General features: G+C 69.0%; 19 protein-coding genes and 3 pseudogenes. 7 read left to right on the plus strand and 15 right to left on the minus strand.

Annotated elements, in window-relative coordinates; translation table 11 throughout:
- Positions 1-145 precede the first annotated feature (145 nt).
- The 12 genes and pseudogenes from QSK30_RS01580 to QSK30_RS01635 all read right to left on the minus strand — a co-directional run.
- The gene (locus QSK30_RS01580; RefSeq protein WP_285498926.1) at positions 146-1,369 is read right to left on the minus strand and encodes a polysaccharide pyruvyl transferase family protein; all 1,224 of its coding nucleotides are present in this window, start codon (positions 1,367-1,369) and stop codon (positions 146-148) included.
- Entirely contained in the window at positions 1,366-4,707 is a 3,342-nt protein-coding gene (locus QSK30_RS01585) for a hypothetical protein (protein WP_285498927.1), read from the minus strand. Before QSK30_RS01585 ends, QSK30_RS01580 begins: the two co-directional genes overlap by 4 nt.
- Positions 4,688-7,189, minus strand: coding sequence for a hybrid sensor histidine kinase/response regulator (locus tag QSK30_RS01590; protein ID WP_285499346.1), 2,502 nt, complete (start codon positions 7,187-7,189; stop codon positions 4,688-4,690). Before QSK30_RS01590 ends, QSK30_RS01585 begins: the two co-directional genes overlap by 20 nt.
- A 59-nt stretch (positions 7,190-7,248) precedes the next feature.
- Complete coding sequence (locus QSK30_RS01595; protein ID WP_285498928.1) at positions 7,249-7,620, minus strand: response regulator; 372 nt, start codon at positions 7,618-7,620, stop codon at positions 7,249-7,251.
- A complete protein-coding gene (locus tag QSK30_RS01600) occupies positions 7,620-7,994 on the minus strand; it encodes an STAS domain-containing protein (protein ID WP_285498929.1) in 375 nt (124 codons plus the stop codon). Before QSK30_RS01600 ends, QSK30_RS01595 begins: the two co-directional genes overlap by 1 nt.
- On the minus strand, positions 7,981-8,412 hold the full coding sequence (locus QSK30_RS01605; RefSeq protein ID WP_285498930.1) for an ATP-binding protein: 432 nt from the start codon (positions 8,410-8,412) through the stop codon (positions 7,981-7,983). The genes QSK30_RS01600 and QSK30_RS01605 overlap by 14 nt, the downstream gene beginning before the upstream one ends.
- A complete protein-coding gene (locus tag QSK30_RS01610) occupies positions 8,409-9,806 on the minus strand; it encodes a PP2C family protein-serine/threonine phosphatase (RefSeq protein ID WP_285498931.1) in 1,398 nt (465 codons plus the stop codon). The genes QSK30_RS01605 and QSK30_RS01610 overlap by 4 nt, the downstream gene beginning before the upstream one ends.
- Positions 9,803-10,126: an STAS domain-containing protein gene (locus QSK30_RS01615; RefSeq protein WP_285498932.1), complete on the minus strand. Its 324-nt coding sequence runs from the start codon at positions 10,124-10,126 to the stop codon at positions 9,803-9,805. The genes QSK30_RS01610 and QSK30_RS01615 overlap by 4 nt, the downstream gene beginning before the upstream one ends.
- 36 nt (positions 10,127-10,162) lie before the next feature.
- On the minus strand, positions 10,163-10,969 hold the full coding sequence (locus QSK30_RS01620) for a dolichyl-phosphate beta-glucosyltransferase (RefSeq protein WP_285498933.1): 807 nt from the start codon (positions 10,967-10,969) through the stop codon (positions 10,163-10,165).
- Positions 10,966-12,255 (minus strand): oligosaccharide flippase family protein, encoded by a 1,290-nt coding sequence (locus QSK30_RS01625; protein WP_285498934.1) that lies wholly within the window; start codon positions 12,253-12,255, stop codon positions 10,966-10,968. Before QSK30_RS01625 ends, QSK30_RS01620 begins: the two co-directional genes overlap by 4 nt.
- Positions 12,252-13,451: a glycosyltransferase gene (locus QSK30_RS01630; RefSeq protein ID WP_285498935.1), complete on the minus strand. Its 1,200-nt coding sequence runs from the start codon at positions 13,449-13,451 to the stop codon at positions 12,252-12,254. Before QSK30_RS01630 ends, QSK30_RS01625 begins: the two co-directional genes overlap by 4 nt.
- A 350-nt stretch (positions 13,452-13,801) precedes the next feature.
- Positions 13,802-14,190 (minus strand): annotated as a pseudogene (locus QSK30_RS01635) (MFS transporter); the annotation flags it as partial.
- Here QSK30_RS01635 and QSK30_RS01640 point away from each other — a divergent pair.
- A pseudogene (locus QSK30_RS01640) lies at positions 14,177-14,383 on the plus strand (integrase core domain-containing protein); the annotation flags it as partial. The pseudogenes QSK30_RS01635 and QSK30_RS01640 overlap by 14 nt on opposite strands.
- On the opposite strand, the gene QSK30_RS01645 reads toward QSK30_RS01640, so the two are convergent.
- Positions 14,371-15,738, minus strand: a complete 1,368-nt coding sequence (locus tag QSK30_RS01645; RefSeq protein ID WP_285498936.1) for an NAD(P)-binding domain-containing protein — start codon at positions 15,736-15,738, stop codon at positions 14,371-14,373. The pseudogene QSK30_RS01640 and the gene QSK30_RS01645 sit on opposite strands and share 13 nt — an antisense overlap.
- 62 nt (positions 15,739-15,800) lie before the next feature.
- Between QSK30_RS01645 and QSK30_RS01650 the strand changes: the two genes are divergently transcribed.
- Together QSK30_RS01650 and QSK30_RS37115 are read left to right on the plus strand one after the other, a co-directional pair.
- Positions 15,801-16,691 (plus strand): helix-turn-helix domain-containing GNAT family N-acetyltransferase, encoded by an 891-nt coding sequence (locus tag QSK30_RS01650; protein WP_502871777.1) that lies wholly within the window; start codon positions 15,801-15,803, stop codon positions 16,689-16,691.
- A 48-nt stretch (positions 16,692-16,739) separates the two neighbouring features.
- Positions 16,740-17,701, plus strand: a pseudogene (locus QSK30_RS37115) (IS30 family transposase); the annotation flags it as partial.
- Between the two features lie 381 nt (positions 17,702-18,082).
- Here the strand turns inward: QSK30_RS37115 and QSK30_RS01660 are convergent.
- The gene (locus QSK30_RS01660) at positions 18,083-18,649 is read right to left on the minus strand and encodes a hypothetical protein (protein WP_285498938.1); all 567 of its coding nucleotides are present in this window, start codon (positions 18,647-18,649) and stop codon (positions 18,083-18,085) included.
- 849 nt (positions 18,650-19,498) lie between these two features.
- On the opposite strand from QSK30_RS01660, the gene QSK30_RS01665 reads away from it, so the two are divergent.
- The 3 genes from QSK30_RS01665 to QSK30_RS01675 all read left to right on the plus strand — a co-directional run bounded on the left by QSK30_RS01665 (position 19,499) and on the right by QSK30_RS01675 (position 22,530).
- Complete coding sequence (locus tag QSK30_RS01665; protein ID WP_285498939.1) at positions 19,499-21,058, plus strand: RICIN domain-containing protein; 1,560 nt, start codon at positions 19,499-19,501, stop codon at positions 21,056-21,058.
- A 386-nt stretch (positions 21,059-21,444) separates the two neighbouring features.
- Positions 21,445-21,660, plus strand: coding sequence for a hypothetical protein (locus tag QSK30_RS01670; protein WP_285498940.1), 216 nt, complete (start codon positions 21,445-21,447; stop codon positions 21,658-21,660).
- A gap of 471 nt (positions 21,661-22,131) precedes the next feature.
- Entirely contained in the window at positions 22,132-22,530 is a 399-nt protein-coding gene (locus QSK30_RS01675; RefSeq protein WP_285498941.1) for an ATP-binding protein, read from the plus strand.
- Positions 22,531-22,569: 39 nt separating this feature from the next.
- Here the strand turns inward: QSK30_RS01675 and QSK30_RS01680 are convergent, their stop codons facing one another.
- The gene (locus QSK30_RS01680; RefSeq protein ID WP_285498942.1) at positions 22,570-22,773 is read right to left on the minus strand and encodes an aromatic acid exporter family protein; all 204 of its coding nucleotides are present in this window, start codon (positions 22,771-22,773) and stop codon (positions 22,570-22,572) included.
- Between the two features lie 479 nt (positions 22,774-23,252).
- Here QSK30_RS01680 and QSK30_RS01685 point away from each other — a divergent pair, with 479 nt between their 5' ends.
- A complete protein-coding gene (locus QSK30_RS01685; protein WP_285498943.1) occupies positions 23,253-23,543 on the plus strand; it encodes a hypothetical protein in 291 nt (96 codons plus the stop codon).
- Positions 23,544-24,406 lie beyond the last annotated feature (863 nt).

Raw genomic sequence — 24,406 nt, forward strand, 5'->3', positions numbered from 1 at the left:
GTGACCGCGGTGAGAATCGGGTAAGACGTGCCCGTCGGGACGGGGCGGAACAGGTGCGTCCCGACGACGCTGCGGACCTGGCGTGTTCCCCACTCCGACCGGGGTTGTCGGTGCGTGAGTCCCGGCTCCGGCGGCGCGGCCCTGATCACCGCTGCCCGCCGGACCGCTCAGCGGGCGCCCTTCGCCTCGGTCGCGGTTCACCCAGGCCCGCGATCCACCGCCGCGCCCGGTCGAAGTTGTCGCACGCCTCGCGCCGCAGGTTCGCGCTCGTCTCGGCCACCTGCTTTGCGACACTCGCCCGCTCCCGGATGAGGTGCGCGAGCTTCTCGGTCAACTCCGCCGCGTCGAAGGGCTCGTTGATGTCGACGCTCCAGTGCGCCAACCGCAGCATCGCGGCCAGTTCCCCCACCTTCACGTCGTACACGAGAGCGAACGGCGGAACTCCGAGGATCGACGCCATCACGATCGCGTGCAAGCGCTCGCTGACGACGATGTCGCACTTCTGGATCACCCGCGCGGCATCCCGGGGCGTCGAGAGCTCGTGCTGAACGAAGGCGATCGAGGGGACTCGGGCGGCGAACCCCGCGAGGACCTCGGCGTCGTCGTGCTGTTTGAAACCGGTCTGCATGGGCAGCGCGTGAAGCTCGATCGGATGTCGTGCGTCGAGGGATTCGAGGGCTTGTGCGAGCCGGGACAGGAAAAGCTCCCAGTTCGCCGGGTTCTCGACGTCGAAGTTGAGGTTCAGCGCCACCCGCACCGGCGCGGGCGAGCCGTGGGACGCGGCCTGCTCGGTGCGCGAGGAGTCCTGCCCGTCGCCGAGCAGAGACTTGGCATCGACCGAGAACACCGCGTCGGTGGCAGGCCGCGGTTCGACGCCGATCGAGCGGCAGAGCGCGAGCGACCGCTCGTCGCGCACCGTCAGTTCGTCCACCTGGGACAGGATCATCCGGGAGAGACGCAGCCCGCGCGGCGTGCGCACGGGACCGACGCCCACGTTGAGCATCGCGATGGGCTTTCGCGCGACGCGCCGGGTGAACGTGACGATCGCGAGGATCATGAGCAGTGTCGAGTACCGGTTTCGCCCAGTGCCGGCGTTCAGCTCCTTGATGATGGAGCCACCGCCGAAGCACAGGGCGTCGCAGCCGACCAGGGCGCGCAGCAACCGCGTGCGGTCGGCCGCGGTGTCGATGACAGTCACGTCGAAACGGCCTGCCAACTGGGTTCGGGTGAAGGCGGGGTCGTAGCTGTTGACGACGTAGTGGTGCTCGGTGCCGAGCCGGGTGAGGAACGTCTCGAGCAGCAGCTCGTCGCCGATGTTGTGCTGTCCGTGCGTTCCGAGGAAGACGATGCGTCGCTGCCGCGTGGTCATGACGGTGGCTCCTTCGGTCGAGGCGACCGTCCACTTCGGTCGTGGTGGTCATCGTGCGGTGGCGCTTCACCCTCGACGTCCTCGGGATCGTCGGGATCGTCGGGCTGGAGTCGTGCGCGCCGGCGCACGAGCAGACCGCTGAGGACCAGCAGGAGGAGGGTCAGTCCGATGCCCGTCCACTTCGAGCCCACGACGCCCCCCTCGGGCGGCACGAGGTCCTGCACATCAGCCGCTGCCAGGGCGAGCAGTTCGTCCTGGGTGAGATCGGCGTGGGCGGGATTGGCGGCGGGGTCGACGTAACCGTCGTTGGCGCCGGTGCTCGTGGTGTGTTCCGAGCACTCCAGTGTGTTCGGGTCCGTGATGGGCGTGACGTTCGCGGGCAGACCCAGGGACTGGTAGACGTCTTCCGGGACGAGCACCATCCCCTCGAAGAGCATGGGGTTGGTGTCGGTCTTGTCGATGGCGAAGGTGTGCGTTCCGGCGCTCGCGTCGACGACGCCGAGGTCCTGGAAGCCGTAGCCGGAGTTGACCGGCACGAACTCGCCCGGGATCGCGGCCTCCAACCGCTCGACGGACATCCCGGACATGTCGACGGCGACCCTGTCCTTGTCGTACACGTCGGCGGCCGGGAACAGCTTCACCTCCGCCGCCGGAGAGCGCAGTTCCAGGGTCCGGTCGTAGGAGAGCGACGCCGAGGTGACGTGCAGGGTGTTCGCGGTGTTGGCCGTGCGCATGAGCACGCGGTACCTCCCCGGCTCGGCGAGCTTCACCGGAACGCTGACCTGCGTCGCCCGCGGCAGCCCGATGAAGGAGCCGCGCAGCGTGCCGAACACCCCGGGAGTGATCATTCCGGTGCGGTTCCACTTGGTGTTCGAGAAGAGCAGGAACGACCGGAACATCGGTGAGAGGTAGTAGCTCGACGCCACCACGTCCGCGTTGAAGGCGAACATGCGCGCGTCCGGCCCGGAGAATGCCTCCGGGTGCCGGAGCAGGTACAGGTCGAGCGCGGAGGTGTGCCGGTCGTCGGTGAGCAGCATGGTCCGCTCCCCGTCGAGGACCCGCTCCGGGTCGGCGTACGGCGTGAACTCGAAGGTGTAGCACCGGCTCAGGTCGCGCCTGCTGAACACCAGGTCGAGGTAGCTCTGCCAACTGGAGTCCACCAGCAGCGTCGGCCGATCGGCCTTGGGCTGATCGGTGATCTCGTAGAGCGCGTAGCTGCTGTTCTCGAAGCGCAGCGCGACGTCGTCGGGCAGCCGGGCCAGAGCGGGCTCGACGTAGCCCTCGACCTTCGGCAGGTACTCGGCGCCCACGCCGCGGTTCGAGTGGATGCGGCGGTTGACCACGACGTACCGCACCTCGATGTCGCGTGCCACGTTGATCCACCAGTCCTGCTGGTAGTACAGGCCGCGCAGGATGAGGAAGAACTCGAACTTGTTCTTCACGTCGCCGGTGAGCCCGTAGTAGTAGCTCGGCTTGTCGAGGTAGTAGATGAAGAACTTGTCGATGAACTTGTGGTCGACACCGTTGGCGTCGGTCACGAGCTTCGCGGTCTCGGTCGGCGGGAGCACGACCGTCTTCCCCTTGGGCAGCTGGTTGAGCGCCTGCTTCAGGTGCTTGAGGTCGTCGAGCGGGATCGGCGCGAGGAAGCCCGCCATGTCGCCCGAGGCGAAGACGCTGCGGTACGCGTCGTTGGACCAGAAGGGCGAGAAGAACACCGCGCCGATGCACGCGGTGGCCACCAGCTTGAGGGCCAGTTCGCCACTGGCGAAACGCGCGAGCGCGGCGGTCAGCGACCGGTGTGCCGAAGGCCGTTTCCGCGTGCGCGGACGCGTCGCGCGTGGCAGGCCCGCACGCGGCCGGCTGCCGCTCACCACATCGATCAGGTAGGCGAGGGTCAACGACATGACGAGCGGTGCCAGCATGAAGAGGATCAGCTGGAACCGGTGCGGGAACCGCAGGACCTGGACGACGGTGCCCGCCGCCGTGACGAGGAGGTCCCCGATCGCGGAATGGCTGTCGTTCGCGGTGATCGCGAGCGCGGCCAGCGTTCGGTGGAAGGTCGGGAACCACAGGGGCTCGCCATACCCGATCGTCGCCCACAGCGCGAAGGCGACGGCCACGTAGATCACGCCGAGCAGCTGCCGGTGGGCCCGCGTGCGGAAGAGCCGCCGTCGCACCACCGGCACGGCGAGGGGCACGAACAGCAGCAGTGTGTAGACGGCGTCCGGGTACCGGGGGACCTTCACCAGGTAGTCGCCGTAGAGGATCTTGTCCGTGATGCCCGCCAGGTCCCAGGACAGCTCGTGCAGCCACGACACCGAAGCGTCCCGGATGAAGTAGTAGTCACCGGGAACCGTGTCGGTCAGGTTCGACACCCCTGCCAACGCCACGTACTTGACGAACAGCGCGTAGGGGATGAGGGTGATCGTCGCGTATATCGCCAGCGCGATCGACACCCGGCCCATCGTGGTGGTGCTGAAGCGGCGCTGCCACGCGCGCAGGCGTCGCCCCCGCCCGGACCCGACGGTCAGTGTCCACACGCGGCGGGGCAGCAGGACCAGGCGTGCCGGGCCGCCCCGGCGGAGCCAGTGGCCGATCTCGCCCAGCAACAGGGTGAGGACCGTCAGCCCGAGGAAGAGGCTGAAGAGGATGAGGTAGTGGATCGCGGGGTTCAGCAGCGTGGCGACGCTCGCGATCACCATGTACCGCTTCCACGCCCGTCCCGCGAACAGCAGGGCGTAGAGCATCCACAACGCCGAGACGGTCATGAGCACCAGACCCAGGATCAGCGTGTAGAAGTGCGTGATCTTCGAGTAGACCATGATCAGGTAGATCAGCGACACCGGGAAGAACGTCGCCAGGTAGACCGCCTGCGACGACAGCGACGTGAACACGCGGTCCGCGAACCGGGCGACGGTGAGGTACGCGGCCCAGAACAGCGACGGGATCACGATGAGGATCGCGAAGGGCAGAACCGGGTAGTAGCGCAGCCACGTCGTCAGGAACGCGTAGCGCACCCGGAACTCGTAGCCGTTGACCAGGTCGTTGAACTGGCCGGCGGCTTGCTCCAGGAGTTGGCTGTGCCAGTTGAAGAACGGCACCAGCTCGTCGCCCGCGACGACCGCGTCGCCCCGGATCACCGACGGGATGGCCCAGAACACGTCGCGGAAGATCACCAGCGCGGCGACGTAGTAGGCCAGGCCCGCCAGCAGGGCGATGGTCCGCGGACTGAGCCCGATGGCGCCGCCCGGCCGCGTCGGAGGTGCCGCCGCGGACTCGCGCGGGTCGGCCGCGACCTCCGGGGGCCGTGCGTGCCCGCTACGACGACGGCCGCGCACGCGTCTCCGCTTCGACCTGGTGCGTCACGGCTTCGAGCGCGTCGCGCAGCGCGGCGAACCGCGAGGGGTCGTCGACCTGCTCGTCGGATGCCGTCTCGATGGCCAGACAGGCCGCGGCGAGCTCGGTGGCCCCGATGGCCAGGCTCGACCCGCGCAGGCGGTGGGCGAGGAAGCGCAGGTCGCCCGCCTCGCCCTCGGCCACCGCGCGTTCGAGGAGCCGCAGGTCGTCCGCGCCGCGCACCACGAAGGCGCGCAGCACCTCCGCCTTCGCCTCCGGGCCGACCTCGTCCAGTGCGCTGAACGGCACGCCGAGGTCGGCCGGACCCGGTCCGTCCTCCGCGGGCGACCGGACCTCGACGCCGAGGAAAGCCAGTTCCAGGTCGTGCGAGGTGAAGGGTTTGGCGATGTAGTCGTCCATGCCCGCGGTGAGGCAGTCGTCGCGGTCGTGGGTGGTCGCCCCCGCGGTGAGTGCGATGATGTGCGGCTGCTTGACGCCCCCGCCCGCCGCGCGGATGCGTCGCGTCGCCTCGATCCCGTCCATCACCGGCATGTGCACGTCCATCAGCACGACGTCGTAGTCACCCGATGCCACCGCCTCGACGGCGACCACGCCGTTCGGCGCGGTCGTGACCGCGTGGCCGAGCTTCTCGGCGAGTCGAGTGGACAGGTACAGGATCAACTCGTTGTCCTCGGCTACCAGCACTCGCAACTTGCGCCGCGCCGGCCGCGCGCTGTCGACCGCGAGCGGCCGCGGAGCCCGCGGTGTGGTGTTCGAGTCCGCCGCCCGCACCGGCAGTTCCTCCATCGGGATCTCGAACCAGAACCTCGACCCCACACCCGGCGTGCTCTCGACGCGCAGCCGCCCGCCCATCAGCCCGATCAGCGAGTGGCAGATCGACAACCCGAGGCCCGTGCCGCCGTGCACCCGGGTGATGGCGTCGTTGGCTTGGGTGAACGGCTCGAACAGCCGCCCCAGCTGATCCGCGCTGATCCCGATCCCGGTGTCCACGACCTCGAAGCGGATCGCGCCGGGGTCGTGTCCGCGGGACACGCGCAGGCGCACCTCACCGCTCGAGGTGAACTTCACGGCGTTGCCCAGCAGGTTCACCAGGACCTGGCGCAGCCGCGCGGCGTCCCCGATGACCAGGTGGGGACAGTCCGGGGCGAAGTCCGCCACGACGGGGAGCTGCTTGCTCTCCGCGGCGTGGGAGATGACGGTCACGCTCGCGGTGACCAGCCTGTCGAGATCGAGTCGCCGCCGCTCGAGTTCGATCGCGCCTGCTTCGATCTTCGAGAAGTCGAGGATGTTGGAGATGATCTCCAGCAGGAGCGTTCCGCTCAGCGCGGCCTTCTCCACGTAGTCCCGCTGGGTCTGGTCGAGGTCGGTGTCGAGCAGCAGTTCGTTCATCCCGAGAACGGCGTTGAGCGGAGTCCGGATCTCGTGGCTCATCGTCGCGAGGAAGGTGCTCTTCGCCGATGCGGCCGCGACCGCCTGGTCGCGGGCTTGTTGCAGGTTCAGGTTCAGCTCCACCTCGCGCCGCCGTAGTCGTTCGGCGGCGACGACGGAGAGCAGCAGCCGCGCGATGCTCGCCGCCAGCGCCCCGTACGCGATGAACTCGAGCAGCAGGATCTGGCTGGTCAACTCGTTCAGGACCAGCACCGCCAGGGCGACGCTGGAGAACGCGGTGGGAGCGAAGACGATGTAGGAGAACTCCCCGGTTCTGCGCATCGGGGGAGTCGGGGCGCACCACGACGACAGCGCGATCAGCACGGACACGAGGGGGACGAGCACGTCTAGTGGGGAGCTGTCAGGGTAGCCGCCGCCCGCGAGCGCCGAGCCCCGCGCGATGCTCCACACCACCAGGAGCAGCGCGGCCGCCATCTGCAGCCACCAGGAACGGGTGAGCCTGCGGTCGATCGCGGCCACCTTCGCCACCAGCAGCGCGATGAAGGCCAGGGGCGCGGACGGGTAGAGCAGTTTGGCCAGCTCGCTCCCGCCGAGCTGTTCGCCCGGGGCCAGGGTGAGGTAGAAGACCGCGGCCATCAGGCTCAGCGTCGCCAGCGCACCGTCGAGCCACACCGTCGGCGACCGCCGCGAGACCCGGGCACGGGTGATCAGCACCATGGCGAGCACGAGGCTGACCGAGAAGACCAGGTAGCGGACCAGCGACGCCGTCGATCGCGAGCTGAACCCGCCGGTGCCGAGGAGACCGGTGTCGGCCGCGTCGCTCGCCACCAGGGCGGCCACGGCCAGCCCCATCAGTGCCCAGCCCGTCCGCTCCCGCGCGATGACGACCGCCCGCGCACCCAGCAGCGCGGCGCACGCGAACCCGATGCCTAGCCTGCACCCGGCGTTCCACCACTGCGCCGAGGCGGACGACGGCAACGTCCACAAGGAGATCCCGTAGACCGCCGTCAGCGCGGACAACGCGGCGAACGACCCGCGTAGGCACTGGGACCGGGACTCGAAGTAGTGCACCATTCTCGTCACGACTGCTGCCGCACCTCATTCCTCCACTGGTCGCGGCGGCGAACGCGGCGTCAGCCGCCGTTCGGGGGGAACAGTTGTCGCACCATGCCGCGCAGCGTCTCCGAGCTGACCGGTTTCGTGAGCTGGCCCGCCAGCCGCGCCGTCGTCTCGGCCGGTAGCGACGAGTACTCGATGATGCCGGTGAGCAGGACGAACGCTGCCGGGTGGGGAGACCGCTCCACCACCCGGAGAACATCGATACCGGTACCCGAGGGGAGTCGGAAGTCGGAGATCACCAGGTCGAAGTCCGCGGCGTTCAGCCGGGCGGCGGCCTCCGGCGAGTCCGCGGACTGCTCGACTGCCCATTCGAGACCGCGGAGCATGTGGCACAGGACCAGGCGCGACACGGCGTCGTCATCCACCACGAGTGCTCGGCGCGGCATCAGGTGGTCCCACGCGCTCGGCCGTCCACCATCGTGAAGATCTGGTCGAACTGCGTCAGGCGGAGAACGCGCATGGAATCCTCGGAGACAGGTCGGATCAGCGAGACCGAGCCGCCCGTGCGCATGCGGTCCTGCCGCGTGCGCACGAGTACCGCCAACCCCGCGCTGTCGAGGAAGGTGACGTCCGCGAGGTCGAACACCAGGTGCCCCGCGCCGGTGATGTCGGCCCGCGCCAGGCGTTCGCGCACCGCCAGGGCCTCCACCGCGTCGAACCGCCCGGCGAGGGCGATGACCGTGCGGTCCGCGGCCGAGCGCGTGACACGCAGCCGCAGCCGTGGCGGGCCCGCGTCGGTGCCGTCGTCAGAGTCCGCCATCCCTGCCCCCTCGGTCGATGCGCAGCGCCAGCTCGTTGCCTGACCTGGTGCGGCGGTAACTGAGCTCGCTCACGAGGGCGCGTGCGATCTTGATGCCGTAGCCGCGCTCCTGCAGTACTCCCTCGGCGGGGTCGGGGATCGCGGCGAGGTCGAACTCCGCGCCGCGATCCCGGACCCAGACCGTCAGGTCGGTGGAGCTGAGGACGAGGCTCAGCTCGATCACGCTGTCCGCCGGGAGGTGGGCGTGGTCGACGACGTTCATGCACACCTCGTGCACCGCGAGTTCCATCCGGGACAGCAGCGCGTCCGCGGTCTCCGCGTCGACGTGCCGCATCGCGGTTCGCAGCCATGGTCCGATCTCGCGGGTGGAGAGGACGTCCGGCGCGAGCCGGAGCGTCGCGGTCGTCACGCTCGTCATGACGCGGTGCCCCGGTGCTTCACGACGACGAGTGTCGAGTCGTCCGAGGCGGGCGTGCCTGCCGCGAACTCGGCCACCGCGTCGAAGACGCTGTCGCCGATCCGCGACGCGGGCAACGCGTGGGTGCGCTGGCAGAGCGCGTCGAACCGGTCGTACCCGAACATCGCCTCCGCCGGGTCCGCCTGCTCGACGAGCCCGTCGGAGCCCATGACCAGGCAGTCGTCGCCGCGGAGGGTGAAGGTCGAGAGCGCGGGAACCCGGTGGCGGACGATGCCCGTCGGCGGCAGGGACGCGGGAACGGCACTTGCGATCCCGTCGTGCACGTGGACCACCGGCGAGTGGCCCGCGTTCACCAGCGACACGGTGCCGCTGCCCTCGCAGACGAATCCCATCACCAGGGTGACGAAGAGCCCGGCGTCGTCGAGGTGGTCGAAGAGTTCGTCCTCCAGCTGGGCGTAGGCGTCGATGACCGATCTCCCGCGGTGCGAGAGGAAAGTGGCCCGACAGGTCGTGACCGCCCGCGTCATGAGGATCGCGGCGGGCAAGCCCTTGCCTGCGACGTCGCCCACCGCGAACCAGATCGCTTCGTTCGTCTGCCCGAACACGTAGAAGTCACCCCCGGCGAGCGACGCGGGCTCGGTTCTCGCGAAGATGTCGAGGGTCGCGGACGTCGGGGGAGCGTCCGTGATGACGGACTGGGCGAGCACGGATGCCAGCTCGTGTTCGCGTGCGACGGTGGCGGCCACCTGTTCCCGGCGGTGCGTCTCGTTGAAGGCGAGCAGCACCCCGAGTGCCGAGTTGATCGCCTCGACGAGCGGGATGTCGGTCGTCACGAACGGGCGATCAGTCGGGCGGAAGTAGGCCACGTGCCAACCGGTCGTGATGTCGACGTCGAGGCTGCCGACGATCGCGCTGTCGCCCGCGACGGTCCGCAGCAGCTCGCCGGGCCCTTGGGCGATGGCCTGGCGTGCCACCTCCGCGCACACCTCGACCGCAGAGGCGTCGCCTGCGGCGTCGACCACCGTGTCCGCCTGCAGGAGCAGCACCGCGGACGCGTCCGTGAGCGCGAGCGCCCTGCCGAGCAGCAGACCGATCGCCTCGTCACTGGCGACGCCTTGGAAGTCCACCTTCGCGATCGTCTTCATGGCGAGCAGGCGGTCCTGGCTCGCGACAAGCGCTTCGGTGAGCGCTGCCTGGAGCGACTCGAGGTCGCGGATGGCTCCGCGCACCACCGCCGCCGCGCGGTGGGCCGCGACGGTGGACCGGGGTGGTGAGAGCCGGTCGCACGACGCGGCGGTGAGCAGCAGCTCGATGGCGGCATCGGCGGAGAGCGGACGCGCCGCGTCGGTGCGCTCGGGGTGGTTGACCTGTGATGCCTGCCGGCTGGAGGTCACAGCGCCTCCGTCGAGGTGTGCTCGATGGTGAACAGCGGAGCGAGTTCGGTGATCTCGAGGATCACCCGCACCGGGTCGGACAGGTCGACGAGGACCACCTCGCCGTCCACCGCCCGCGCCGCCTTCTGCAGCCGCACCAGTTCGGACAGCGCGGTCGAGTCGACGAAGGCGACCTGTGCGAGGTCGACGTGCAGCACATTCGCCTCGGCGGTGACGAGCGGGTGGACGACGCCGCGGAACGCCTTCGCCTCGTGGGCGTCGAAACGGCCGACGAGGTGCACGATGCGACGCGACGGTTCGAGTTCGGTGCGGATTATCACGGGTGGGCCCCTGTCGAAATCGGTGGATGGTGTGGCCTAGGCGTCGCGCCCCTCGGCGGGCCGGGTGTGCGGGTACCTGCCTCGGATGTCGTTGAGGCGGATCACCAGCAGGTCGCGCAGGAACTGCGCGCTCACCTTGGCGGCGTCGACGGTCGACCCCGGCGCGTCGATCCACTCGACCGGTACCTCGGCCACCCGGTAGCCGAGGTGGTGCGCGAGGTACAGCACCTCCAGGTCGAAGGAGAACCCGTCGACGAGCTGCGTCGAGAACAGCGCCCGGGCGGCGTCCTGCGTGAAGAGCTTGAACCCGCACTGCGTGTCGCTCACGGTGATCCCGAACCCCCGGGACACCACCGCCCGCAGGCCGCGGCTGAGGACTCGGCGGGTCAGGCTCTTGCCGCTCACCGCCGCGCCGTCGGCCCCGCGCGAGCCCGCGACGATGTCGAACCCCTCGCCCACGAGCGCGGCGAGTCGATCGAACTGCTCGATCGGGGTCGACTGGTCCGCGTCGGCGAACAGCACCAGCTCGCCCCGGGCGGCGAGCACACCGCGTCGCACAGCGCTTCCCTTGCCCCTGTTCCGCTCGGCGACCAGCAGGCGCAGGTTGGCGAACCTGAGATCGCGCACGAGGGAGATCGTCGAGTCGGTCGAGCCGTCGTCCGCGATGATCAGTTCCCAGGGTTGCCCGCGCGTGCTCATGTGGGTCGCGATCGCGCCGATCGTCGGCAGGATCCGCCACTCCTCGTTGTACGCCGGGATCACCACGGACACGACCGGCGGACAGGGGAGCGGCTCGGTGACCCAGGCGCGATAGGCGCGGTAGGGGGACAGCACCTCGGTCATGACACGGCCTCCTGGGGAGCGCGGGCGGGCGTCGTCGTCCCCCGACCGGCGAGCGCCCGTGCCCCGAGCACGGTGACCAGCACGGCCATGGTGATCGACTGGACGGCGATCAGCGCGGCCATGTCCCGGTGCCAGACGAGCAGGAGCACGAGCTGGACGAGCGAGGCGCACAGGAGCAGCCACGACTCGGTCGCCCGGGACTGCGAGAGCCGGTAGCTGGCGACGAGGTTGCCCACCGCGAACAGCGTCGTCGTGCCCGCGTACGCGGCCATGGGGACCGACAGGCCCCCGTACGCGGGCCCGAGTACCGCCGCGAGCACGGGTCCGCCGATCCAGAGCGCTCCCGCGGTGCACACCACACCGATGCCGACCACCGCCGCGATGCCGGTCCGCACCACCTCCGGCGACTCACGCCCGGCCGCGTGCCGCCGCGCGACGACGGGGAAGACGACCGTCGCCACCGACCAGGCCAGGAAGAAGACGGCCCGGCCGACCAGTGCCACGGCGGCGTAGACGCCCGCCTCGGTCGGGGTGAGGAATGCCTTCGCGACGAAGATGTCGCTGTTGTTCACGATGATCTGGCCGATCAGCAGCACCGACACGAGCCCCGCGTAGGCCCGGACCTCGGCGAGGCTGATCCCGTCGCCGGTCCGGTCGCTGCGCGAGCTGTTCGCGACCCGCACGACGGCGTAGGTGGCCACGAACGACGCCGACAGGGCGACGGTCGCGCCGGGCACACCGCCCCCCAGCGACACGATCAGCACGCCGATCCCGACGCGGGTGACCATCTCCACGACGAAGGACAGCGCGAGGGGCGCGAACCGGAGCCGTGCTTGCAGCACACCGCGCTCCACGGCCTGGACCAGCCAGAACGGGATCCCCGCGGCGAGGATCACGAACGGCCACGGCGAGGCGGTCTGGAACGTCGCCGACCACCACGGCGCGCCGAGCCCGAGCGCGAGGCCCGCGACGGCGCCGGAGACCAGCGCGACGCGGCGGAGTCGTCGAGCCAGGAGGTCCGAGTCGCCGGGGAAGCCCAGTTCGTCCGACCGCGCGATGAACCGCACCGCCACGAGCTGCAGGCACAGCGCGACCGAGGTGAGACCGAACAGCGTCGTCACCATCAGGTTGGCGTCCGAGAACTCGGCCGGGGTCAGGACCCGACCGAGGAAGAGGCTCAGCAGGTAGTTGCCCGCGTTGGCGACCAGCATGGCCGCCGCCAGCATCGACCCGCCGGTCGCCAACCCGCGGCCCGTGCTCGTCGTGCGCTCCCCGTCCGGTCTCATCGGCGCGCCCGACGTTCAAGCAGTCGTTCGATGTGGGCGAGGTGCCACTGCACGACCTCGGACATCGGGATGCCGGTCGCCGCGGCGAAGTTGCGGCGACCCAGCGCCGTCCGCTTGACGTGGTCGTCGAGCACCTCGGCGAGAGCGTCCGCGAGGCTGATCGGGTCGCCCGGTGCGAAGTAGACGCCGCGAAACCCCTCCTCCTCGATGACGTCGACCAGGTCGCCGATCTGCGGCAGCACGACCGCGCGCCCGTACTCACCGGCTTGGTGCAGGACGCCCGAGCTGCCCGTCGTCGACGTGTAGGGGAACGCGACGACGGAGGCCGCGAGGAACATCCCGGCAACCTGGTCCTCGGCGATGTAGCCGGGGAACTCGACGTGCGGGACGTCGGCGTACCTGGCGGCGGCCGCGGACATGTACCCGCCGGAGTTGGGACTGTCCGTTCCGGCGAGCACGAGCCGCAGATCGTCGTAGCCGCGCCGGAGCAGCTCCTGGTACGCGGCGACGAGCATGTCGACTGTCTTGTAGGTGCCCCACTTGCCGAACGCGGTGATCGTCCGGCGCCCGGGCGGGACGGTGAAGGAAGGCGTGGCGACGTCCTCGAAGCTCCCGTGCGGAGCGAGGATGGCGTTTTCGGCGCCATAGCTCGAACGGAGGAACTCCACGTAGCGGGGAATGGTGAGCGCGACCAGATCCGCCCGGAGCAGACAGCGCGTGAGCACGCGACCGGCGAACGTCAGGAACCGCGCGGTGATCGCGGATCCGGCGAAACCCGCATCCTTCATGTCGACGTTGTCGGCCAGGTTGTGCAGCACGAGCAGCGTCGGTACGGACCGAGCGCGAAGCAACGCGGGGATCAGCAGACCCAGTGCCCCCGGGACCCGCTTGTCGCCGAAGGAGGCGAACTGGAGATTCAGCAGGACGGCGTCCGGTCCGCTCCTCGAGATCTCCCGGGGTACCCGAAGCACGTTCGCCGGGTCGTTGAACCGCCAGCAGGGACGGAACGAGACCTTCGGCATGGGTTCCGGCGCGCCCGCGTCCGTGCGGTCGGAGTAGACAACCACCTCACCGACCTCGGGCAGTCGTGAGAGGTGCCGCACCAGGTGCAGGCCGAACTCGTTGAGGCTGTTGCGGCCGGGAGGGAAGGCCGTGACGACACCGATTCGGAGGGCGCGGTGAACGGCCCCGCTCATCGCTGGGGCCGACTGCGAAATCGCCATTCCCCTCCCACCATGATATTCGCGCTCTCGCGATCGTGTTCAGAGCGTAGGGCATGTTCCACCCGGATGCGAGGGTGGAGAAGGCGCGAAAATGACTGGTGTACGGGTCGCGCGGAATGTCTGGCCCATCGGTATCGAATAGCAACGTATGGCATAGCTACGTCACCCAATAGTGTTGAGTTTATCCCACTCGTGTGGGTGAATATTTCCGAAATTGATCGGTGATTCGCGAGTTTTTCGGCCCACGAGCGCCTCGCTCACGCTTTTGGCTCTGATCTTTTCACCTCCGACTCGATGATCAACACAAACGAGCGGGAGGGCGCCGGGACGGTCACCACCGCGACGATCCCGGCCAGGACCAGGTAGGTGCCACGCCGGTCCAGGTGACTCACCAGCCAGGCTGTCAACGGGGCGAACGTCGTGCTGGCCAGTCCCCCGGCCAGCGTGAGCGGTGAGCACCCGGACGTGGTCGGGGGCGTGCCACCGGGTCAACGCGGCGAAGGCGGGCAGGGTGGAGCACCCCGCCCATCGCCACCCCGACCCCCAGCCACACCACCACGAACCACACCGGGTCAGGTGCGGTGGCGAACGCGACAGCCACCGCCAGCACCGACCCCGCCGTTGTCACCCCGTGCGGTCCGCGTCGGTCGATCCACCGCCCGACCGGGATACCAACCACGCCACCGACCAGTCGCGCGGCCGAGAACGCCGCGATGGAATCCTTCTTCGCCCTGCTGCAGAAGAACGTGCTCGACCGCCGACGCTGGGACACCCGCGACGAACTCCGGTTGGCGATCGTCACCTGGATCGAGACCAAATACCACCGACGACGCCGACAACGGAGCCTCGGGCGACTCACCCCAGTCGAGTTTGAGACCATCTACAAGGCCGCTCAGGCGGCTTGAGAACCATCAACCCCGAGTGTCAACCGAACCCGGGGCAGTCCCGGCCGCGTGGTCAGCGTCAACTCCCGCGCACCGGCAGGAGCGCCGCAGCAGCCGCCGACCTGCTCGGCGGGTGCGTCGAACACACCCGAACCACCGCACACACCGGTCTCGGGCAGCGTCAGCTCGACCTTCCCAGCGGCTTCGTGGTCTCCGGCGATCTCGGCGACGACGCTGCGGACCTGTTCGTAGCCGGTCAACGCCAGGAACGTCGGCGCCCGGCCGTAGCTCTTCATCCCGACCAGGTAGACGCCCGGTTCGGGGTGGCGCAGGTCGGCGGCGCCGTGCGGGTAGACGGTGCCGCAGGAGTGGACGTTCGGGTCGATCAGCGGCGCCAGCTCCTTGGGCGCCTGCAGAACCGGGTCCAGGTCAAGGCGGACCTCCGACAGCCAGGTCAGATCCGGCCGGAACCCGGTTAGCACGACCACCTCGTCCACCGGCTCGAGCCGGTGCCCGTCCTGCGAGACCAGCACCACCCGGTCGCCGTCGCGCTCGACCGACTCCGTTCGGAACCCGGTGACGACCTCGACGTGCCCGGCTCGGGCCGCTTCCTGCGCCTTGAGACCCAGGGCGCCGCGGGCGGGGAGTTGGTCGGCCTCGCCACCGCCGAAGACCGCCCCGACCTGGCCACGACGCAGCAGCCAGGTGACGTGCGTGCCCGGGTGCCGCTCAGCCAGCTCGGCGAGCGCGACCAGGGCGGTCAACGCGGAGTGCCCGCTGCCCGCGACCGCGATCCGCTTGCCCACGTACCGCCCAGCCTCTGACGCCAGGTCCGGCACCCGGTAGCCGATCCGGTCGACCGCGGCCTGCTCACCGAGTGCCGGAAGTCCGTCACCGCCCAGCGGGTTCGGTGTCGTCCAGGTTCCGGAGGCATCGATCACCGCACGAGCCGCGATCCGCTCCTCGCCGCCCGCGGTGCGCACGTGCACCGTCAACGGCTCACTGTCCCGGCCCGCGTCCACGACCCGATCGCGGCCCCGCCGGGCCACCCCGACCACCCGGGCACCCAGCCGCACCCGATCCCCGAGCGCGGCGGCCAGCGGCACCAGGTACTCCGCCGCCCACTGCGCTCCAGTCGGATACCGGTTGCCCTCGGGCGCGGTCCAGCCCTCGCTTTCCAGGAGAGCACGGGCCGCTGGGTCCACCAGCTCCGACCACCGCGAGAACAACCGCACGTGATACCACTGGGCGACAGCGGCGCCCGCCTGTCCGCCTGCCTCCAGCACCACGGTCGACAGCCCACGCTCCACCAGCCGCGCCGCCGCGGCCAATCCCGTGGGTCCAGCACCGACCACGACTACCGGCAACCCATCCACCACGAACCCCTTTCATCGAACAATGTCTATCAATATGCCCGGGACTGTATCGACGTGTCTCTATGGATGCAACCATCGACGTGGGTCTATACACTCTGTTCGTGACGTTGACGACCGCCGCCGGGCTGCACGACCAGGACGCCGACACCTACGCCAGGTGGTTCGCCTGCCTGGCCGACCCCACCCGCGTCAAGCTTCTGCACACCGTCGCCACCGCCCCCGGTGAGATCGCTGTCGGCGCCCTCGCCGAGGCCATCGGCGTCAGCCAACCCACCTGCTCACACCACCTGCGCAAACTCGCCGACGTGGGCTTCGTCCGCCTGCGCAAGGAGGGCACCGCCACGCTGGTGTCGATCAACCCCACGTGCTGCACCGGCCTCCCGCACGCCGCCGACGCCGTCATGGGCACCGTCACCACCCGCCCTTGCTGCCCCACCGACCTCCCGACCGACGTCACCGTCCGCGCGATGACCGACGCGGACTGGGCCGACGTCCGCCGCATCCACAGCGAAGGCATCGCCACCGGCAACGCGACCTTCGAGACCGAGACGCCCAGCCGCCGCACCCTCGACACCAGATGGCTTCCCGATCACCGCTGGATCGCGGAGATCGACGGCCGGATGGCGGGCTGGGCCGCGGCCACCCCCGTCTCCACCCGTGACTGCTACGCCGGAGTCGCCGAAACCTCCGTCTACGTCAGCGAGAACCGCCGCGGCCGAGGCGTGGGCAAAAGCTTGCTGCACAGGCAAGTCACCGCCGCCGACACCAGTGGCCTGTGGACCCTGCAAACCTCGATCTTCCCCGAGAACCGCACCAGCATCGCGCTGCACCACTCCGCGGGCTTCCGCACCGTCGGCGTCCGCGAACGCATCGCCCAACACCACAACACCTGGCGCGACACCGTCCTCCTCGAACGCCGCACCCAAGCCGTGGGCGAATCCAGGCGGTGGTAGCAGCTGATCTTGGTGTTCGGTGGGGAAGGATTCCCTGTCGTGCGCAGGATGTTGACCTTGGCTGATCGGGAGGAGATCTCCCGCGGCCTGGTGGAGCTGTTGGAATATAAGGACATCGCAGTGCGGATCGGTCGTGATCCGTCGGTTGTCTCACGTGAGGTGGCCCGTCACGGTGGCCGGGACGCCTACTGGGCGGTGTCGGCTGAGGCCGCCGCGGCGGTGGATCGGTCCCGGCCAAAGGTGATGGCGGGCGACCGGTCGGCTCGGACACCGACACGGGTGTGGTCGTTGTTGCCTCTGGGCTGGTCACCGGCCTCGATCGCGGGCCGGTTGGCATACGACCATCGGGTCGGGGACCCTTGCCGGGTGAGTCACGAGGCCATCCACCAGTGGGTCTACGCCCAACCGGTCGCGACCCTGCGCCGGGAGCTGGTCACGTTACGCACCGGACGGACCCGACGCACCGGTCCACGACCGACGCCGGCGCCGCGGATCCGTGAGCCCCGTTACCTCGACGAGCGCCCCGACGACGTCGAAGGCCGGGCAGTGCGCGGTCACTGGGAATAGGGACCTCGTGATCGGCAAGGACGGCACGTCGGCGGTCGCGACCGTGGTGGAGCGCACCAGCCGGTTCCTCATCCTGGTCCCGCTCACCGGTCGGGACTCGCTGACGCCGCACCCAGGCCGTCATCTCCGCAGTCGGTGGGCTCCCGGCGACGGTCAAGCGGTCGTTGACGTGGGACCGCGGTACGGAAATGGCCCTGCACAAGGAAGTCACCGCCACCGGGCTGCCGGTGTACTTCGCCCACCCGCACTCGCCGTGGGAACGTGGCAGCAACGAGAACCTCAACCGCATCGTCCGCGAGCACCTACCCAAGGGCGTCGAGATCACCAACGACCCGACCTACCTGGCCGCGATCGCAGCGGAGATCAACGACCGACCCCGTAAGACCCATGGCTGGAAGAAGCCCAGCGAGGTATTCACCCAACTCCTCGAAGCAATGCTTTCACCGCCTGAGCCTGCCGTCTGCTGGGCCTTGCCGAGCCGGCGGTCTGCCGGCGGACCGCGGTGTTCGACCGGACTAGGGGTTGCAGTTGAGGATCTTGGCGCCGGAGGGGTCGGAGATGTGTTTGACGAGGCAGTTGTCGGTGTCGGGGCCGCCGTCGACGGTGCCGTAGCGGTGGAACTCGTCGACGGTGATGGTGTCGCCGTCGGCGCCGCCGTTGACGGTGCCGAGGTCGCGGGAGATCTTGATGGTGTCGTTCCCGGCGTCACCGAAGGTGGTGGGTTTGGGGGTGCTGGTGTTGGTGGTCTGGGTGACCGTGAGGACGTCGTTGTCCTCGTTGCCGTGGACGGAGCCCTCGTTGTTGTCGACGGTGATCGTGTCGACTCAGGTGCCGCCGAGGATTTGTCCGGTCTTGATGTAGTTGGTGCGGACCTTGATGGTGTCGTCCCCGGCGTCGCCGTAGATGGTGCTGCTGTTGATGCCGCTGTTCGCGGTGACGGTGAGGGTGTCGTTGCCGAGGTCGCCGTGGATGATGCCGGTCACGTACGGCGTCTTGGCGTTGTCCGGGGTGGAGATCTTGTCGTCCCCGTCGCCGCCGTTGGCGGTGCCGTAGTTGAGGCTGGTGAGGGTGAGCGTGTCGTGGCCGGCTCCGCCGTTGACGACGCCGATGTTGTTGTTGGTGGTGACGGTGTCGTTGCCGTCCAAGCCGTTGACGGTGGTTCCGCTGTTGATCCCGTTGGCGCAGACGATGGTGTCGTCGCCGGGGGTGCCGTTGATGACGGTCCCGCTCTGCGTGGCGCCGTTCACGGTGCAGTTGCTGGGACTGGCCGACGCGGGCAACGCGGGGACGAACACGGCCAGCACCACCGCCACCGCGACGGGAAGTGCGCGGTGGGGACCGAACGCGCGGACACCGACCCGTGCACGGGTGGGCTTCACAAGGACCTTCATGGGTTCCTCTTCTGCAGGCAACGCATCGACTGGGGCGCGGACTGGCGCCAGTCGGCAAGCTTTCAGGGTCTGCGCCGTAGCGGATATCCCTCGAACGGGGATGATGGAGGATCAAACGTCCACGATGGAGTGATCTTTCATTGAACCCCGAAATCGACAACGTTCGAGGCACGCCGTCGGATGCCCGACTACCTCTGAGGATCGATCCAGGCGCCGAGTTCACCTCACCTTCCTGCCGAACTGGAAACTTCGGGCCGGCCCGAGGGGAGTGGTCAGGACGGCCACAAGCGGATGGCCAAGCCGCCGCGCGGCCGGATTGACCACCTACTCGCGCATTTGCCCGGCGCTGATGGAACACGTCAACCCGTACGGCACCTACGAATTCCCGGTCGAGGCCGAGTACGTCCGCATCAGCTACCGGGCCGCACCGATCCGCACTGACCCCGGTCGGGCTCCCCGCGACGGCCCGGCGGTCTTCCCCGGAGGGAACCTCTCGACCACGGGCGAGCATCCACCTGCGGGCGTCCCCGGGTCTGCACTGGGCGCGGTGCCGCCGTTGCCGGACCAAGCGCCCGAAGGGGCGGTCGGCGCGTCACATGCCCGCGATCGGGGGCGGACCGCATTCGATGGCACAGGGTATGAGGACTCTGGTGTTTCTCGAATAGTGCGGTCCTGGTTGTGGGCGACGCATACCGACAGTGCGTGTGGCGCGCCTCTTCGGGTGACTTCCTTCGGGTGGGGCTTGTGACGTGATCATGATTGCGTGCACGCTGCGCAGACGTCGACGTTCCCAGCGGACAGGTCATATCCGAAGCGTCGACCGACCACGACATTTTCGGAAGGACGATCATGTCAATCCGGCCTACCTTCCTGCTCCGCCTGCTGGCACCGGTGGTGCTCGCCGCGGGCGTCATCGTGCCGCTCTCGGCGGGTGTCGCCTCCGCCGCGACGCCGATCTGTCTGAGCGGCAACCTCCAGTTCGATTACCAGTCCGCCGAGGCGGGCACGGCCAAGCCGACCCTGACCAGGGCCGCTCGCAACGCCTCGGTCGAGCTCTGGGGCCGGGAGAAGTCGACCGACACCGACCACAAGCTCAACGCCGACACCCAGTTGACCGGTGCGGCCGACGGCTCGTTCACCCTCTGCCACACCCCGGTCACCACCACCACGATGGACCACTTGTTCGTGCGCTTCGCCACCCGTAACAACCAGGTGTGGCGCGTCGCCGACTCCGCAGGCACGGTCTACACCCACACCACGCCGACGCAGACGAACGTGTCGGCGAGCGTCGCGCTCGGCGTGGTCAAACCGACCGCCGCGGCCCGCGCCTGGCATGCCTTCGACACCGTCAACCTGCTCTGGACGCGCCGCGCGAACTCGACCACCCCGTGCTGGACGACTGCCGAGACCACCGCCGCGACCTGCACCACGCTGACGGTGCGGTGGCAGACCGGGTCCGCCGACGGCCCGTACTACGACTTGGCCAACACCGTGCACCTGGCCGATGCCGACCCTGACTCCGAGCACACCGTGCTGCACGAGACGGGCCACTTCTTCCAGAACCGGTTGTACAACAGCACGTTCCCGACTGTCACCGACTGCAACCCGCACTACATCGAGAAAGCGTCCTCAGCCACCTGCGCCTGGACCGAGGGCTTCGGCGACGCCGTGGCGGCCTACCTGCTGGGCGACAACCGCTACGTGTTCCCGAACGGCTTCTCCTACCCGCTCACCGCCGCCGCGGGGTGGCACACCGGCGACCACGTGCAGGGCAACGTGGCCGGCTCGCTGCTCCAACTGTGGAACCAGGTCGACGGCAGCTGGGACCGCACCATCAAGACCCTGGCCGCGAACACCCCCGCGACCTTCGCCGACTGGTTCACCAACGTCCGCCCCACCGCCACACCACCGCTGTCCACCACCGGCGCCGCACTGACCGCACTGGACTCGCACGCCGTCAACTACGGCCCCACCGTGGTCGACGACAACGCCTACCACGCGCTCAGCAACGGCGGCGGCGTCGCCCTGCAGCACGGCGGGACCTGCAACGTCGTCCTCCAGTCGGTGGCCGAGTTCGCCGCGCTGGACACCTCCCGCGCCTCGCAGCGCTGGAAGTTCACCGCCAACGGCGACGGCACCGTGCGGATCTACGACAGCTGCCTGGTCCCGCTCTACCTGACCGCACCGACCACCGCGGGCGGCCAGGTCCTCCTGCAGGCCGTCAACCTCGGTGCCGCCAACCAGCGCTGGCAGGTCACACGCAACAGCGTCGGCACCTACACCCTCACCAACCCCGCCACCGGATTCTCCCTGGACGGCAACGCGACCGCGGGCCAGGCCGTCACCGCCAACACCGCCTCCGCCACCTCGACCAGCCAGAAATGGGCATCGGTCTTCACCATCTCCTGACACCGGCCCGCCGAACCCCACGACCTTCCCCGATCCGTAGATCCGGGGTCGGAAACCCGGCAGCCGACCCGGCTCGAAGGCCGGCCCGAACACCACTCGGGCCGGCCTTCGCGAACCTGCGACCGCTTGACCCCAGGAGTTGCCGATCGTGCCACTGGCCAGAGGGAACAGGACTACCCGCAGGCAACCTATTGGTCAAACGCGGCGAACGTGGCTCCCGCGAAGGAACCCGGGGCTCCGTGTCAGACGGAGGGCGCGGGTGCGCTCGCGACCTGAACGGATGAATCTGTTGCCTAACGGGTCGCACAGGTGGAACCGGGCGGCGGGGTTCGGTAGACCTCTGGAGTCCCAACGGGTTCTTCCGAAAGTGGCATCCCATGTCCCGTGTGATCAAGCTGCTCGGCGTCACCTCCACCGTGGTTCTCGCCCTCTTCGTCGGTGCGCCGGGCGCGTCTGCCGACCCGGACCCCGACCTTGTCTCTGTCTCTAATTCCCTCGACCTGCACACAATCAACACCATCGTGGGATTGTGCTACGGAGACAACTGTGCCACCGCACCGAACGACGATGACACCAGGACAAGCAGGACCATGAAACGGTGAGGTTTCGGTGATCCTGGGCATCCGGTGTCTCTGGGCGGGTCAGGACTCGCCGCGTCCCAGCGCGAAGCGCGGCGTGTGCGCTCCCGATGATCACCCGTAGCTCCACGCCCGCATCCCGTGCGGAAGAGGTGGCCTCCATCAGGGCAGCTGGCTCCGCCGCCGATCCCGGGAAGGTGGTGCCGGACAGGTCCACCAGCACTAGGTCCGCTCCAGTCTGCGCGGCCTGCTCGATCGTCTGGGTCGACTGCTCGACCAGGTCGGCCACCGTGCCCGAGTCGATTTCGCCGCACGCAGACACGACGACCACGCCGTTCTCGGTGTGGGTGTCCTGGTGGGCGGGAGTTGGCGCTCCCTCACGCCTCGACCCAATCGCGCCATCGAGGGCCCCGCGACAGATTCGTCGCCGGGTGTGTTCCGTCCGGTTCGCGACAGTGGGGCGTGAAAGGGCGGAGGTGGGGCATTCAGGCGGGTATGACCATGGTCGAGTGGGCGGTGTTCACCGCGACGGTTCCGGTGCGGGTCGAGCAGTTGGCCATGATCCGTGCCCGGGTGCGCGGGTGGGCCGACTGCAAGATCGGCCACCACGCCCGCCATGACGTGGTGTGGGCCGCGAGTGAGGCGTTGAGCAGTGCCGTCGACCACCTGCGCGCTCGCCGGGGTGGTGGGTCCGCGGAGGCGACGGTGACGCTGCACGTGGACTCCGAGGTCCTCGTGCTGACCGCGAGGGACCACCTCGCCTGGACCGACGACGGGCGCGTTCCCGGCTCGGTCGACGGGCTGCGGGTGATGCGCGAGATCACCGACCGAATGAGCCTGACCACCGACCCCGACACCGACGTGAGCACCCTGGTCGCCGTCTCTGCCCGGTGAACCAGCGAAGGTGGACACCGAGAGCAGCCGGGTGGGCGACTAGCGGGTGAGGGCGTCGAGCGCCAGCCGGACGGGCAGCAGCACCGCGTGCAGTTCCGCGGTCGCCTCGCGGGCCCGGCGTTCATAGGTCGGCGGCAGTACCAGGGTGTTGATCAGCGTGCCCAGCACCGCGCCCGGCGCGGTCTCGATGAGCCGGTCCAGCAGCATCACGTCCCGGCTGGCCCCGCTGATGGTCAGGACCAAGGACCGCTGTGACGCCGATCCACTTGCCGCTTTCCCCGAACACCGACCACGTCCCGACCAGCAGCCCAGCCAGGACGGATCCTCCGACCCCATCGCTGGTTCGGGGAACAGCCAGGACGCCAGGAACACTGGCGGATCCCCTGATCGACCGGTACACCGTCGACTCGACCATCAACACCGCCGCGTCCGGGGCCAGGAACGGCTGCGGCAAGAGCGACAGCACGTCGGCTCACTCGTCCACTTCTCCCGAATTGTCTCGTCCGACCGAAGTCGCCGGTGTCCGTCGGTGTTTGGAGGTAGGTGGTTGTCGAGGCCGCCGTGAGGCGCGCTCGCGCTCCTGGGGAGAGCACCCGGACGGGGGATACCCCACTCGGTACGACGTACGTAACTTGAAGTCAGCCAAGGATTGTCAACATGTTGACTGATCGAGTAAATGCGCAACATCGCTGCGGGTGCTGCGCGACCGAGAAGGGGGATCCATGCGAAAGATCGCTGCGATCGTCGCCGCGTGCGCGTTCGCTCTGACCGGGGTCGTCGGCGCCGGAACGGCTCAGGCGGTAGCCATCCCGTGCTCCGTGAGCCACTTCACGGTCGTCTGGAGCGAAGCAGGCATCTACGACGACTACGGCAACCCGGTGGCCGCGCTCCACTACGGCAACACCATCGATGGGCCCACCGGGGGCACCTCAGGTGGGAACACCAGGGTGTTCTGGAACGGCTACACAAGGAACATGGCCGACGCCGCGCTGCAGTACACCGGCTGCAACTGAGTCCGCTTCCGTCCGCCCCCGGAGCAGGGACGAACGGAAGCGGGCGGTGAGAGGTCTGCTCGGCCATCGGCAACGAGCAGCTGTCACACCTCTTCAGACCTCCAGTGACCCCGATTCCGCCAAGTGGATCCGGACAACCACACAACGAACCGTCCGGATCCACCTGGCGGACCGCAGACCAGTTGCACCATGCTCCGTCGAAGCGATACTGGTCGTCGGGTCCGTCGGCGGCCGGGGCTAGATGTGCGGCTTGTAGCCCATTGCGGCTAGCCAAGTCCTTGTGGCTGAGTGGACTTCCAGGTCCTGGCTTGATGTCCACTTGGGGCAGTCGAGTGTCCCGCAGCCTTTGCAGACCGGGTGCCGGCGTGGTCGTGGTGCTACGTCGATCACTCCGTCCTCGCGGCGCTGGACCTCGCGGTAGCCGACGGCAGGCACCACCTGGTCGTCGCGTTCGCCACCGCGTCGAGATCGCTGGTCCTGCGACCGCGGTCGTTCTGGCCGCAGCGGTTGCGCGTCGAGACCGCCGGTCTGGCCGCCGCCCGGGCCATCGGGGACCGGACCGCTGAGGTTGTCCTGTTGCGGAGGCGGGCGGACACCGCTCAGATGCTGTGCCGCAACGCTTCGCAGTGGCTCGGGTCCAGTGCGAGCGCGCCTTGCCGATGGTCCGCGGGTCCGGCTACGTGGAGGCCGTGGTGGAGTCGAACCTGAGCCGGATCGACGCCGAGCTCGGTGACCACGAGGCCGCCTCCCGCCACGCCGAGCGGGAGTTGGCGCTTCGCACGGAAGCGGCGAGAGCGCGGGCATCGCGTACGCCCTGCACAACCTCGCCGTCGCGTGCCAAGGGCTGGGAGGCAACGAAAGTG

Source organism: Actinokineospora sp. NBRC 105648 (assembly GCF_030269645.1).
GTDB lineage: Bacteria > Actinomycetota > Actinomycetes > Mycobacteriales > Pseudonocardiaceae > Actinokineospora.